This is a genomic window from Niallia sp. XMNu-256, assembly GCF_036670015.1.
Lineage (GTDB): Bacteria > Bacillota > Bacilli > Bacillales > Cytobacillaceae > Bacillus_BD.
This window is the reverse complement of sequence record NZ_CP137636.1, coordinates 596520-610457: the sequence shown is the minus strand read 5'-3', so window position 1 is coordinate 610457 and position 13938 is coordinate 596520. Positions and strand designations below refer to the sequence as shown.

Genomic DNA, 13938 nt, shown 5'->3' with positions numbered 1-13938 from the left:
GATGCCAGGCAAACAAAAAGACAATTCTATTTATTGTCTTTTTGTTTGCCTGGACCTTATTGAGCTAGTGAATGTTTGAACGCATAAATGACTGCTTGTGTACGATCTTGCACTTGAAGCTTACTAAGAATGTTGCTTACATGGGTTTTAACCGTTTTTAATGAAATAAATAATTCATCCGCAATGTCTTGATTGCTTTTTCCTTGTGTCATTAAGAGAAGGATTTCCATTTCCCTTGCCGTTAAATCTGCGTGTAACTCATGTTTCGTATTTTGTCTCATTTTTCTCATCATTTTTCCTGTTACTTCAGGCTCTAAAATTGATTGTCCTTGATAGGTTGAACGGACAGCCTCTGCAATTTCACTTGCTTTGGAGGTTTTTAAAAGATAACTGGTGGCCCCTGCTTCAAGTGCCGGATATACTTTATCATCATCTAAAAAACTTGTAACAATGATAATTTTGGCTTCTGGCCATTGCTGCATAATCAATTTTGTTGCTTCAATTCCATCCATTTCATTCATCACTAAATCCATTAAAATAATATCCGGCCTAAGTGATAATGCCAATTCAACAGCTGTTTTTCCATTATCCGCTTCCCCTACCACCTCAATATCAGGCTGCGCAGAGAGATAGGAGGAAACTCCAATTCTTACCATTTCATGATCATCCACAAATAATACTTTAATCATTCATTCTCACCTTCATTCACTATCGGAATTTTTACCTCAAGACGCGTACCTTTCCCTTTGAGAGAAACCATTTTTAAATTTCCACCAATTTCAACCGCTCGTTCATACATGTTTTGTAATCCATAGGATCCAGCCTTTTGCTCATCGACATCAAATCCTACCCCATCATCCGTTACTCTTAAAATGATAAAGCCATCTCTTTTGATCATTAGCACTTCTAATCCATTTGCCTTTGAGTGACGCAATGTATTGGAGACTGATTCTTGCAAAATACGAAACAAATGATCTTCAATGCCTTTTTCAATGGAGAAATTCTCTACTTTCCACTTGATTTCCATTGAAACTTTTTGTCGCAGTTCTATTAATAGCTCTTCGATCCCTTCCTGTAGTGATTTCCCTTTTAAGGCAACTGGTCGTAAATGCAGAAGCAATGCACGCATTTCTAATTGGGATTGATGGATCATTTCCTCGACTAATTTAAGCTGCCTTCCTTCCAATTCATTATTTGTATCGGCTTTCGTTTCATTAATGGCCGACATCATCATCGAGGCTGCAAATAACTGTTGACTGACCGAGTCATGAAGCTCTCGGGCTAGACGATTTCGTTCTTGAAAAATAATTTCTTGCATTTGTTTTTCTTGATCCTCGGCCGCTTCCGTTGCTAGACGCTGTGACAATTTCGCTTGTTCAATCATCTGCTTTTGAATTTTATTCATTCGAATGGAGATCGTTTGAACTTCAAGTAAGGGGGAATTAGCTAATTCTAAAGGGCGCCCTTCTTCTAGTTGATGCAAACTTTCATCAATTAATTGTAATTCCCTTTTCCAAAAATAACCGGAAACTAAACCAAATAGAATTCCAATCACAATACTTGCACTTGGTACTAGAATAATAAAGGGAATGTCCAGAACATTTTTCTCCCATAGATCCGAAAAATGAAACAGTGGAAAAACAAAAAAGGTTGCGCTTAACACAAAAACAAACACAATAACTGCAACACTAGTTGCTAAAATGATTTGACGCGAAACGGTATTCATACCCGCTTCACCTCAATATCTCCGATAATCATAGAAGTAAAAACTCTCACCTTTTGAACGGTTTGTTCATAATTTGCTGTTTCAACTTTCACTCGGCGATTCATATATGGTGACTCATAAAAGTCAAGGATTTTAGCAGAACCATAAAATGCAGAATGGTTCACACTAATCTCAACATCATAAGGGATGAGTATTGTAACCTTCCCCATTATATTTCGAATAAAAATGATCGTTTCATCCTTTGGCAATACGGTGTAGCTTAAATCAATTACCGTATCTCCCATCCCTCCCTGAATATTCACATCGTTCCATTCGTACACATGATTTGGAGTTTTTTGACCTCCAAAGAAAAAATTTTGTAAAAGAGGCTGCCCTTTAATGATCGTCTCACTTTCCTTATGAACTTCTCCTGATGACCTTGTTATAATTGGACGGATTGTGGTTGGATTCTGCTTTCTAGAACCATATTGGACGATCAAAACACAGAGAAGTGCCACAAGAAAGAATCGAATCGATAACATATTAAAAGCATTAATGACAAGAAAAAACAGGCCTGCCCAATAAAGAAATTTTCCTGTTCTTTTCGGCATCCACCTTCTTCCAAAATAAATCATTCCCGTTACCACAATAAGAGAGAAAATGAGGCCGCGATTAAAAAAGAACACATCCAACAATAGGAAAAATGCTCCAATTAATAAGATCCAGCTCATATAGTCACTTTTTAATTTATTGAACAACCATATTCCTCCCTTCTTGTTGTAGCAGGAAAATGAAAAGCGGAAGCGCCTTGTTCAGTGTTGACAGGTATAAGAAACCGATAAAAGAAGGCGTGCTCTTTGCCTTCCGTAGCGATTAGCTTATGACCCGAAGAGCTAGGCGCTGGAGCTTTACTAAGACAAGGAAACTACTTCGTTCCTCTAGAATAACAGTTTAGTCTAGAAATTTGAACTTGTTTCGTTTCCCTTTATCGGATTTTGTTTTTCTATTTCAGCTATTCTTGCATCGATGGTATTCCGATCGTACGAACGATTTACTTGATGTTCAAGCCGATCTAAGTACGATTCAATTTCCTGAAATCGGGAATATGCTTGACTACTGTATGTTTGATTGTCAAGAACTGTTTTAATTTTCATTTGAGCACGTGTAACATTTTCGCGACCCATTAATTCTAATCGGCGTAAATTCATATCTTTTAACTTATGCTTCATTTCCTCATATTTCTGTTCTAAGTCCACCAATTGGTTATTTGCTTGTTCCAATAATTCTTGTATTCTAATTGTACGTTCTTGATAATGATTCTGCTCATTAATTGCAAACTGATGAAGTTCTGTTTCACCTGCTTCTAAGGCAATCTCCGCTTGTCTTTTGCGTTTTGCAGCCAACTCAGAAGCATGATTATATTCTCTTGTAAATTCTTCTTTTAGACGATATTGTCTTTCTAACAGTTTCCGGACCTTTTCCACTTCCCCTTCACATTCACGTAAATATTGGTTTAATAGGGCAATCGGATTTTTTTGTTCTTTATGATCCAGAGCCTCGTGCAAGTCAGCTAATACCGTATTTTTTAATCTTGTTAATAAGTTTGCCATTATATTCTCCCCTTTTATCGTTTGTTTAACTGAGACCATTGTTTTTCGAAATTCACGAATGGATCGTCTGATTGTACGACTGTCTCCTTTGGTGCATTCCATTTTTTATAGACGACATATAAAACATAAATAGCTAAAATTCCTAGGATGGCTGGAATATTGGCAGCTAATGACATGATTGCAATGAATCCAAGGATCCCCCAGCCAATCTTTGCCCATACTGAATTTGTTTTTAAAAAGCCCTTGAAGGCAAAGTAGAAGATGGCCAAACTAATCACCATTCCGACCATTGGACCGAGGTTATGAAGCAGCACGATCGCCGCAATTCCTCCTAATAAAAGCAACCCAAATTTTTTCATTTTTTGTTGCCCCCTTTCTTGATTTCATCTTACCTTTTTCAAGACTTTTCTATAACGAGCTGGATATGTATTTTAAAGTAAGACTTAAGACGGAGTGTAGACGGGACCCCTTATTGGAGGTGATTTATTAATTAAGAGGGGTTGTTAGGAGGTACTTCTTCCGTCAATTTAAAAATCAAGCTATATAGTTGTTCACTACTCAGCTTGATTTCGTTTGACTTTGATTTTGTTTTTTCTTACGTAAAATAGCGACTATTAATAATGTTAGTGGTAGTATGATTTGTATTAAAGTTGCGTAAAAAGGAAGGACCGTTATGGTGAATGTCTTATACTCCACTGTACTTGGCACTGACCAAAAGGCAAATTCGACGATCAATATTGCCATAGGCCAAATAATCGGGCGATAGTCTGAAAGATTTAACCACTGTGCTGTCCCTAGACCAAGCGCATAGAAGAAAACAGTTATTTTAATAAATGCCCCTACGATCCACACCGTCATAGCGACTGCCTCTAGGTTTTCGAAAAAATCTGCAAGACTAATGTAACGAATGACATTCATTAGCGGGTATTCCCGATCAGCTGTAGTTGAACCAAGTACGAATAAAACCATTAAATTAACCATAGCTAATGTTACTGTTACAGCTAGTATAGTAAATATTCCGTATTTTCTTGCCTTCTTGGTATCTGTGAGAAAAGGAAGTAGAAAAATCATCAGGAAAATTTCCGAAAACCAACCGATCTCCATGATTATCCCCTTGAGTAAAGGAATAATTCCTTCTCCTAATATAGGAAAGAGATTGCCTACATCAAATTCTGGACTTAACAACAAGAAGCTAATAAAAACGGGGATAATAAATAAAGGGAAAAATAATTGAGAAAGTCTCCCTAATACTTCGATTCCTCCATATACAGCAAAGGCACAAAGGATAACCATCGTGATCATCGTCACGCTAATTGGAGTTTGAAACAAAAAAGAACTGATGATAAACTCACTGTAACCTCTAACGACACGGCCAGTACCGATTAAATAATAGGAAAGAATGAGAAAACTGACTATTTTTCCTGCAAATGTACCGAGAATTTGCTCACTAAATCCAATGATGGTTTGATTGGGATAACGTTGATGTAACGCAAAAACAATATAGACAGTTAGGATTCCCACTAAAGAGGTTAAGATTGGGGGAATCCATAAATCATTATTTGCGTAGCTCGCTATGAGACTTGGACCAGAAATAATACTAGTCGCAATCATCGCAGGATAGAGCATCATTCCCATTTGTAAGGATGAAATTTTACCTTTTTCCATGAAGCTTCTCCTTCATACGTAGATAAAAAACAAAACTCCTTTTTATAGAAGATAAGTTCCAATCGGCTTAAATATTGTTTCCAACCAGGTTAGAGGACCAGCAATATGGGGAAGATCGAACAGTGACAGTCCCCAACCAATAAAGAGCAAAATGAAAAATGCCCATTTCTCTTTCTTGGCATACTTTTTTATCTTCGGCCATTGAACGGTAACAAAGATAACAATCGCAAGTGTTGTCCCAAAAAACGCTCCCCATCTTACCATTGTTTCACCTCTTCCTGTGTCGTTGCCCCTGGTTTATTGATATAACCGTTTCTGCGAATACGGGCATTAACGTTTATACTCACTTCTATATTTGGAAAAATTTGATCCCATTGGTCTTCAATCCTTTTCTTTTGTTTTGGATATTTCCGATAATATTCTTTTGAAAATTCAGCAATATCTGCATTTAACTTATGCTGCATGAGATACAATACCTCTTTAATACGCGTTTCAATACTTTCCTGATAACCTTGTTCTAGTTTTTTTAACGTTTTTTCATCCTGAAAGGCAATTTTGGTTTCATTTTGAACAATCGCCCCTTCTGTATCGATCCTTACATCCATTTTCCATTTATCACCTTGAATCGTAGGGGTTATGTGTACAAGTGCTGAAACTGGATTTAATGATACTATTTCACCTTCAATTTCAACGTTAACGGTATAGCCTTTAATTTCATCCCTTAGCCACAACACTCCTCTTGTATCCGCTTCAGAAATTGTTCCAACCATTTTATCTTTTTTAAAAATAGCAGCCCCATCAATATGTACATATTTAATAGATTTACCTTCACTTGACTGTTGAGTTTTAATTGTAACAAAAGGTATCGATGCAGCTGATGAAATATATGATAGCATTTCATCTACATCCTTTACTGTTTTCTCTAGTCCAATACGATAATTTAATATTTCTTTTATGACTTCAGCTGAATATCTTTCTAAATTTGGTTGTAATTCAAGGATCGCCTTTGCTTTTCCTTCACTAATAAAAACAACCGCTCTTTCCCTTGGCTCTGGATGACGCAACAAAAAGTCCATTTGTTTACGAATCCCTTTCTTTGCTAATTCCTCACCAAATATAAAAACTTTACATTGTCCCCAAAAAATTTCCCGAGGAAATTTTCCTTGAAGCTTGGATAGAGCGTCTGCAATATTTTTTCCCCTTTGAGACGCGGTATAGGTAATCTTGCCACCTCCGCCTCCACTGCCTTGACCGCCACCACTACTTATTGCTTTCGGAACAAATACTTGGATCGATAATTCTATTTCATCATCCTCTTTTTGATCAATCGCTGCCCCTGTTACAATTGCTAAGTCATTTACTTCCGTTCGGTCCCAGCAACCAGTTAAGAAAAGAAGTGAAAAAGAGATAAGAAGAAGAGGGATCCAGCGTATACGTTTTGAATTATCCGTCTCCAAGTCCTTTCACCTTCCTTATTCATTACTTTTCCCATCATTTATACCTGGTTTCTGTTCAATCGCTTGACGATGTACGTTCATTTTCCCAGTAAAATTTGGGCGTTTGTTCATCATCCACAATGGAGATCTCCAAAGGACATCTTTCAACTCACTTCTTTTTATCGGTGCCACTGGAGCTAAATATGGTTCCCCAAATGATCGCAATGTGCATAAATGGATAGCAATGGCAATCACTCCCATCATGACACCTAACAACCCTAAACTAGCAGCAAGTAGCATGATCGGAAAACGGAGCAATCGAATCGTAATTCCCGCTGTATACCGTGGGATCATAAAGGAAGCAATTCCGGTAGTGGCTACAATAATGACCATAGGTGCTGAAACAATTCCCGCCTGAACAGCAGCCTGCCCAATTACTAGAGCCCCAACAATACTAACCGCGGAGCCAATTTGTTTAGGCAAGCGGATTCCCGCCTCCCGTAATGCTTCAAATGATACTTCCATTAGTAAAACCTCAACAATGGCAGGAAAAGGAACCGTTTCTCGAGAAGACGCCATAGAAAGTAGAAGTTGACTAGGTACCATTTCTTGATGAAAGGTCAAAACGGCTATATAAATGGATGGGAACAGTAGGGACATTCCTAAAAATAAATAACGGAGCCAGCGAATAAAAGTAGCAATTGTATAGTGTTCATAATAATCTTCCTGGGACTGAAGCAATGAAAAAAAAGAAATCGGTGCAATTAAACAAAAGGGGGTTCCATCGATTAAAATGACGACTCTCCCCTCTAATAGATTGGAACAGGCAACATCCGGTCGTTCCGTAGTCATGATTTGCGGAAAGGGAGAATACGGATTATCTTCGATCAATTCCTCAATGTAAGCACTTTCCAAAACCCCATCAATGTCAATTCTATTTAACCGTTTGGTGATTTCGTCAATTAATGCAGGATCAGCAATTCCTTCAATATAAGCTACTACAACATTCGTACTCGTATAGCGGCCAATTTTCATCGATTGCATTTTTAAAGCAGGACTTTTAATAATTCTCCTTAAAAGAGCTGTGCCGATCCCAAGTGATTCATTAAATCCTTCCCTGGGCCCTCTAATTCCACCTTCTGCGACCGGCTCTTCTATTGACCGCTTTTCCCATTTAGAAAGTCCTAGCGAGTAAGCCTCCTTTTCCCCCTCGATTAATAAAAGTGGATTTCCATTCGAAATCGACTCTATACAATCAGCAATCAAGCGTATCTTTTTTACTTTAGATACAGGCATCCTTTTCTCTAAAAGCTCATTTAAAGGTTGATTCTCCTTTTCAGTCTCCTGCATAAATGGGATCAACACATAATTTTCAATTCCTTCGGTATCTGAGATCCCCTCGATATAAATGATCATTGCTTGCCTTTTCCCAAAAAGGTAAAACGATCTAAAGTTGACATCTGAACATTTTTGATAAATTCCTCGAAAGGTTTCTACGTTTTGATCAAAGCCATCTTGGAGAGCATCCTGAGGTTTAGAATCCTCGTGTATCTTCTTCAGAAGTGATTTTTTGTCCTGCCTCTTTCTTAGTAGTCGATTCACATTACGTATCAAGTCTGAATCCCTCTTTTATTCCCTAATATTCATGCTCTTATTTTTCTATCATTCTTCATTTAGGAAATTTTATACAACATTGCATTAATTTCTGGGAATAGTGAGAGGTTCGTTGCCACAGCATTGGCGTTGGATCATGAAATGACTCGTTAAAACAGATGGGAAAAATCATTTTAACCGATAGCTATCAAGAAAATATTTTATGAATTGACCTAGATAATGCCGCATTTCTCAATCCTAATTAGCGTGATATCGACCTAATCTAAGAAAGTCACAAAAAAAGATACTCGGCAATTAAAATCCGAGTACCTCCTGTATTTCAATAATTAATCAATCGTTTCTGTAGCTTGTCTTTCCTTGCTTCCTGTTGTGAATTCAACTAACTCTTCACTTGTTCTTTGTTCTCGCTTCTTATTTTTATTACGCTGCGCATTTGCATTTCCGCGTTTTGTTCTACCCATTGTCCAAAACACACTCCTTCTAGAATAGCTTACAGTAGGTAGTATGTATTTGTTCTCTCGCATTATTCAGGCGCAGAAATTACCTTTTTCCTGAAAATTTCACGTGAGGATCGACGATACTTTCACCATGGAATCGTTTCATTTCAACGTCCATACCGAGCTTTTTAGCAAACGTCTTTAATTCCCGTTCTTCACGCTCTGTAACTAAGGAAATCACCATACCACTAGCCCCAAATCTTCCCGTTCTCCCAGAACGGTGGACATACTGATTAATGTCTTTTGGAAAATCATAGTGGACCACATGGGAAATTCCTTCAATATCAAGTCCTCTTGCCGCAACATCGGTTGCAATCAGCATAGGGGTTTTTCCATCACGGAATTCACGAATTGATTTTTGCCTGTCCATTTTATTCATATCACTATGAAGAGGACTAACCTTTATTTGATTGTACTGAAGTTTTTCCACCAACACAGTTAAACTGCCAATATCTTTGACAAAAACGAGACCTTTTACTTTATCCAGACGAGATATCTTTTCAATTAGCCTGATTTTATCACGTTGTTCGCTCATAAAGTAAATGTGATCCACTTTACCGGCTACAATCGTCTCGTCTTTTTCAACTGTAATAATTTCGGCATCATTCGTAAGTTCCTTTGCCATGTTAACCGTTTGTTCGGGCAAGGTCGCAGAAAAGAGTACTACTTGTCGGTCACTTAATGTAGATTTTATAATTTCCTTAATCGTACTAATATGTTCCGGGACAAGCAATTGATCTCCTTCATCAAGGACCACTGTCTTTACTTCATGCATTTTTAACTTTTTTTGCTTGATTAACTCCAATATCCGACCAGGAGTTCCTACCGCAATATGCGGATGCTTTTTTAACTTTTCTAATTGTCTTTTTACATTTGCCCCGCCTATGAAAGAAGCCCCCCGAATCCCGCTTCCTTCAGACCATTTTTGAAGTTCATTTAAAATTTGCATCACTAGCTCCTGGGATGAAGCTAAAATAACCGCTTGGACTGATTTTTGTTCAGGATCAATTTTGTTAAGTGCCGGCAATAAATAAGCGAGAGTTTTACCCGTTCCTGTCGGTGATTGAGCAATCACATCTTTATTTTCAACAATCGCAGGAATTGCGTAAGACTGAATCGTTGTAGGAGTACTAAATCCTGCCTTTTCCCATATTTGACCAATAAATGGTTTAAGATCTTTAATTACCTTTTGATTTTCCGTCATTCCGATCTCCTTCTAATACAAATTCGCCTTTGCGTATTTGCGCTCAGATCATACCTCGGCTCGCTCGATATTATCTGTGACAGCCGCTAAGGCTATAACTGCATTCAGCCGAGACTAAATTGATTAAAAAACTTAGCACTCGTCTCACCACTTATAGAAGTGGAAGACTTTGGCTGAATGATGTTAAAAAATCTTTCATTTCATTATACTATTATGTTTGTTATTTAAAAAGCTAACAGGGAATGACGTTTTTTAGATTTGTTTATAAAGCGAAAAGGAGGCCCCACTTGATCGTGGAGTCTTCCTTTCCTTTTACTTAATTCTTTTTATTTCTTTGTTTTCGCCTTTTTCCTCAGAATCGTCATCATCATCCACTAAGTCCTTTGCAGAACGTTTGAATTCTTTCAAAGTAGTTCCAACCGCTCTGCCTAGTTCTGGTAATTTTTTTGGACCGAAAATGATTAACGCAAGGACAATAATTAAGATCAAACCAGGTACACCAATATTGGTTAGCATGATAAACCTCCCTTTCAGGCACGATAAGACTGAATTAGATTAAAATCCTGTAATCGCAATAACAGATGGTCTTGGCATTGTGTCACCTTTACGGTGTGGCCACATGCTTGTGGGATTATTAATATCTCTTGTATTTTCGCCTGGATGCTGAACAGCTAAGAATAAAGTTGTTTCATCTGGTGTAAAGCTTGGTCCTGTCATTTCTGCTTCAACTGGACCTGAAGCAAATTGGTAGGCTTCACCGACTTCCTCTTCTTTTACGTTTTTATGAGCAACCGTTGGGATAACAAACAATCCGTTATTTTTGAAGTTTTTGTGGATTCCTTTATTCAAACTTCCAGAGGAAATATCTGTTACCGTCCATAAATTTGCATTGCTATCGAAAGTTAAGTTATCTGGTGCACTAAATCCGCTTTGCTTCCCACCAGCAGCAAAAATTTCAAAATCAAATGTTAATGAACCAAGGTCATTGTTGTCTTCAATGAACCTTGTAATATGTCCATGGAAGTTCCCATGTCTATCATTATTTGTATGAGCAATGAAGATTGTTTTATCAAATGGGCTGATTTCAACATCTTCTGGACGATCAGTTGGTGTTCCTCCAAGTAAAATTGATGCTTCATCTGCATAAACTAAAACATCTGCTTGAGTTTGGAATTTGGCTTCAAGGTCAGCCTTTCCTTTAATCGCTGCTCGTACATTTTCAATCGTCATGGCAACCCATTCGCCTTTTTTCATGTTTGCCACATAAAGGGTACCTTCTTCTAATAAATCAGAATTAGCTTTTCCGCGAGATTCTATGTATTTATTTTTACTAATATATTTGTACACACAAGCATCTTTTACGTCATCCCCCATGTACACTGCTACACGACCATCGTTAGTAAGACCCATTGCAGCATTTTCATGGTGGAAACGACCTAATGCTGTATGCTTACGAACCTTGAAGTTTGGATCAAACGGATCAATTTCAACAATCCAACCGTAGTGATTTTCATTTAATCCTGCAGCTCTACTAGTAGATTCATAGTTTTCTTCTGCTGAAAGAACGGTGTTCCATAGCGTTAAACCACCAGAACAGTTAGCAAAAGTACCTTGTACATTTGTTGCATTTTCCATAGCTTGTGAACCTTTGGCTGGACCGGTTAATTCAAATGGGGTTAATCCTGTTATACGGCGGGCATATTTAGAATTTGTAACCATCTTCCAGCCGCCTTTACGATCCCCTTTTACCTCAATAATCGAGCCGCCTTGAACATATAATAATTGTTCGATTTGTTCTGGCGTATATTTACCGTTTGCCCCAGCAGGTTTCCCCTGTACAAAAAGATCACTAGAATACTCATGGTTTACCCATAACAGTCCATGATTGGATCCATTAATTGGTAAGTACTGAGTAAAGTCACAGTTAAATCCGAACGTATCGCCTGCCTCGTTAATCTTATCTCCATATGCTGCTACTACTTCGTATTTAAATCCTTTTGGAAGGATCACATCATCCGTATCTGTTGGTTCAATCGGTTTAAAGTTTAAACCCGACACCTTCTTATTAAAACCAAATAAGTTATTTGCCGCATTTCTTCCTTTAGCTTCAACTTTAGGAGCTAGTCCCCCAAGACCTGCAGAAGCAACCGTTAATGCCGCTGCGCCTGTACCTACATATGTTAAAAATTTACGACGATTAATTTCAGTCATATTGTTTACCCTCTTTTCATTCATTTCTAACGTTTCCCTAATGAAAATATTAATAAACAATTGTTAAGAGAGTGTCGATAGTAGATTAAGAGATTCTAAATAAATGTATAGATTTTTACATAATTATTAATTTTTCGCTAAATTATACAATTTCCTTTACATGTCGAATAATTGGAAGAAAGTATAATACTGGTTATCCTAGAAAAAAAAAGAAGCCCTAATAGCTAATACTATAGGACTTCTCAATCTATCTATTAAGCTTGAATATTCGGCTCCTTTACTTGTAATTTCTCCTCTGCACGCAGCTTTTTAAACGATCTTGTCTCAGCAACTACTACACCAGACAGAAGAACTAATCCAATTAAGTTCGGAATCGCCATAAGGGCGTTGAATATATCGGCAATTGTCCAAACTAATCCTAAGTTCATTCCAGCACCAACTAAAACCGTTGAAACATAAACGACTCGGTAAACGGATATGGATTTTGTTCCAAATAAATATTCGAAACATTTTTCTCCATAATAGGCCCAACCTAACACAGTAGAATACGCGAATAGAATAATCCCAATAGTTACAATCCAACCGCCACCAGGTAGCATCGCATCAAATGTTTTGGTTGTTAAAGCTGCACCGGTTAAATCAGGATTACCAATATACAGTCCACCCATAACAAGGGTAATCCCTGTAATTGAACAAACGATGATCGTATCAAGGAAGGTTCCAGTCATTGAAATTAATGCTTGACGACCAGGGTGGTCCGTTTTTGCTGCAGCTGCCGCGATCGGGGCAGAACCCATCCCCGCTTCATTCGAGAAGACTCCGCGAGCAACCCCCCAACGGATGACAGCACCAATGGCACCACCTGCTACGGCTTGACCAGTAAAGGCATCTTTAAAAATAAGGGCTAAAGCACTTGGAAGCATATCAATATTCATCAATATAATGACTAACCCACCGACCACATAAAAAATGGCCATAACTGGTACAAAATAAGATGTTACTCGACCGATACTTTTTATTCCACCTAGAATAACTAAAGCTGTAAAAATAGTTAAAATAATACCTGTTATCCAAGGATTAATACCCATGCTTTCCTTTACAGCAGCAGCAACAGAATTCGATTGAACGGAACTACCAATACCAAATGCAGCAATAGAACCAAATAAAGCAAATAGTACAGCGAGCCATTTCCATCCTAGACCTTTTTCAATATAATACATGGGTCCCCCTGCCATTTGACCGTTTTTATTTACACGGTACTTAACAGCAAGGATCGCTTCCGCATACTTTGTGGCCATTCCTACCAGTGCGGTCATCCACATCCAAAAAACAGCACCTGGCCCCCCTAAAACAACAGCTGTGGCAACGCCAGCGATATTACCAGTCCCAATGGTAGCGGATAATGCTGTCATTAAGGATTGGAAGTGGGAAATATCCCCTTCAGAGGTTCGATCTTGGTTCTTTGAAAATGCCAATTTTAATGCATATGGCAGACTACTAAATTGATAAAAACCTAGACGAAATGATAATAATAGTCCAGTTCCCACGATTAAAATCAGTGTGGGTGGTCCCCATAAAAAACTACTTAACCAATTTAAAAGGTCTATCATACAAATTCACCATCCCTCTTTTATTTAAATTTATTTTAATGAATCCGCCTAATAAGACAGAAAACACCCAAAAAAATTATGTAGGCTTATAATTTAACGAACATTCAGACTAATATTAGTGTCTTTTTCAACAGTTATCTACGATACTATTTTTCCCATTTTTATAACAGAATAATGTAAATCCTCTTAAATATATAACATCATACAAGCCCAGTCAATTATTTATTTAAATATTCTGAATAATTAATACAAAGATATTTTTAATATTATTTCTCTAACCGCTTTTTAGGAAAGGCGGTTTCCTTGAATTTCATTAGCATTAGAGTATGATAGAATTATATGCAGAATATTAAATATTTTACTATTCCAAGAAAGAAGTGTTTTTC

14 protein-coding genes are annotated in these 13938 nt (G+C 37.6%); all 14 read right to left on the bottom strand.

Translation table 11 applies throughout. The features are described 5' to 3' along the window. Positions 1-56: 56 nt before the first annotated feature. Positions 57-689, bottom strand: coding sequence for a response regulator transcription factor (locus R4Z10_RS03040; RefSeq protein ID WP_338471763.1), 633 nt, complete (start codon positions 687-689; stop codon positions 57-59). Next, complete coding sequence (locus R4Z10_RS03035) at positions 686-1726, bottom strand: sensor histidine kinase (protein WP_338471762.1); 1041 nt, start codon at positions 1724-1726, stop codon at positions 686-688. The genes R4Z10_RS03040 and R4Z10_RS03035 overlap by 4 nt, the downstream gene beginning before the upstream one ends. Next, positions 1723-2463: a cell wall-active antibiotics response protein LiaF gene (gene liaF / locus R4Z10_RS03030; protein WP_338471761.1), complete on the bottom strand. Its 741-nt coding sequence runs from the start codon at positions 2461-2463 to the stop codon at positions 1723-1725. Before liaF ends, R4Z10_RS03035 begins: the two co-directional genes overlap by 4 nt. Before the next feature lie 198 nt (positions 2464-2661). After that, the gene (locus R4Z10_RS03025) at positions 2662-3315 is read right to left on the bottom strand and encodes a PspA/IM30 family protein (protein WP_338471760.1); all 654 of its coding nucleotides are present in this window, start codon (positions 3313-3315) and stop codon (positions 2662-2664) included. A gap of 14 nt (positions 3316-3329) precedes the next feature. Next, complete coding sequence (locus tag R4Z10_RS03020) at positions 3330-3674, bottom strand: flagellar basal body rod protein (RefSeq protein WP_338471759.1); 345 nt, start codon at positions 3672-3674, stop codon at positions 3330-3332. A gap of 199 nt (positions 3675-3873) precedes the next feature. Further along, complete coding sequence (locus tag R4Z10_RS03015) at positions 3874-4980, bottom strand: endospore germination permease (protein WP_338471758.1); 1107 nt, start codon at positions 4978-4980, stop codon at positions 3874-3876. 42 nt (positions 4981-5022) lie between these two features. Further along, a complete protein-coding gene (locus R4Z10_RS03010; RefSeq protein WP_338471757.1) occupies positions 5023-5244 on the bottom strand; it encodes a hypothetical protein in 222 nt (73 codons plus the stop codon). Continuing rightward, positions 5238-6437, bottom strand: coding sequence for a Ger(x)C family spore germination protein (locus R4Z10_RS03005; RefSeq protein ID WP_338471756.1), 1200 nt, complete (start codon positions 6435-6437; stop codon positions 5238-5240). The genes R4Z10_RS03010 and R4Z10_RS03005 overlap by 7 nt, the downstream gene beginning before the upstream one ends. Positions 6438-6452: 15 nt before the next feature. Beyond that, positions 6453-7976, bottom strand: coding sequence for a spore germination protein (locus R4Z10_RS03000; protein ID WP_338473148.1), 1524 nt, complete (start codon positions 7974-7976; stop codon positions 6453-6455). A gap of 380 nt (positions 7977-8356) precedes the next feature. Beyond that, positions 8357-8491: a hypothetical protein gene (locus R4Z10_RS02995; RefSeq protein WP_338471755.1), complete on the bottom strand. Its 135-nt coding sequence runs from the start codon at positions 8489-8491 to the stop codon at positions 8357-8359. Between the two features lie 79 nt (positions 8492-8570). Then, on the bottom strand, positions 8571-9731 hold the full coding sequence (locus R4Z10_RS02990; protein WP_338471754.1) for a DEAD/DEAH box helicase: 1161 nt from the start codon (positions 9729-9731) through the stop codon (positions 8571-8573). Between the two features lie 312 nt (positions 9732-10043). After that, on the bottom strand, positions 10044-10247 hold the full coding sequence (tatA, locus tag R4Z10_RS02985) for a twin-arginine translocase TatA/TatE family subunit (RefSeq protein ID WP_338471753.1): 204 nt from the start codon (positions 10245-10247) through the stop codon (positions 10044-10046). A 39-nt stretch (positions 10248-10286) separates the two neighbouring features. Further along, positions 10287-11942, bottom strand: a complete 1656-nt coding sequence (locus tag R4Z10_RS02980) for an alkaline phosphatase PhoX (RefSeq protein WP_338471752.1) — start codon at positions 11940-11942, stop codon at positions 10287-10289. A gap of 254 nt (positions 11943-12196) precedes the next feature. Beyond that, complete coding sequence (locus R4Z10_RS02975; RefSeq protein WP_338471751.1) at positions 12197-13552, bottom strand: sodium:alanine symporter family protein; 1356 nt, start codon at positions 13550-13552, stop codon at positions 12197-12199. Positions 13553-13938 lie beyond the last annotated feature (386 nt).

Excerpts from the sequence above, each read along its gene's own strand:
- R4Z10_RS03035 (WP_338471762.1), bottom strand. The coding sequence starts at position 1,726 with ATGAATACCGTTTCGCGTCAAATCATTTTAGCAACTAGTGTTGCAGTT.
- R4Z10_RS03015 (WP_338471758.1), bottom strand. The coding sequence starts at position 4,980 with ATGGAAAAAGGTAAAATTTCATCCTTACAAATGGGAATGATGCTCTAT.
- tatA (WP_338471753.1), bottom strand. The coding sequence starts at position 10,247 with ATGCTAACCAATATTGGTGTACCTGGTTTGATCTTAATTATTGTCCTT.
- R4Z10_RS02990 (WP_338471754.1), bottom strand. The coding sequence starts at position 9,731 with ATGACGGAAAATCAAAAGGTAATTAAAGATCTTAAACCATTTATTGGT.
- R4Z10_RS03010 (WP_338471757.1), bottom strand. The coding sequence starts at position 5,244 with ATGGTAAGATGGGGAGCGTTTTTTGGGACAACACTTGCGATTGTTATC.
- R4Z10_RS03040 (WP_338471763.1), bottom strand. The coding sequence starts at position 689 with ATGATTAAAGTATTATTTGTGGATGATCATGAAATGGTAAGAATTGGA.
- R4Z10_RS03020 (WP_338471759.1), bottom strand. The coding sequence starts at position 3,674 with ATGAAAAAATTTGGGTTGCTTTTATTAGGAGGAATTGCGGCGATCGTG.
- R4Z10_RS02975 (WP_338471751.1), bottom strand. The coding sequence starts at position 13,552 with ATGATAGACCTTTTAAATTGGTTAAGTAGTTTTTTATGGGGACCACCC.
- R4Z10_RS02980 (WP_338471752.1), bottom strand. The coding sequence starts at position 11,942 with ATGACTGAAATTAATCGTCGTAAATTTTTAACATATGTAGGTACAGGC.
- R4Z10_RS02995 (WP_338471755.1), bottom strand. The coding sequence starts at position 8,491 with ATGGGTAGAACAAAACGCGGAAATGCAAATGCGCAGCGTAATAAAAAT.
- R4Z10_RS03025 (WP_338471760.1), bottom strand. The coding sequence starts at position 3,315 with ATGGCAAACTTATTAACAAGATTAAAAAATACGGTATTAGCTGACTTG.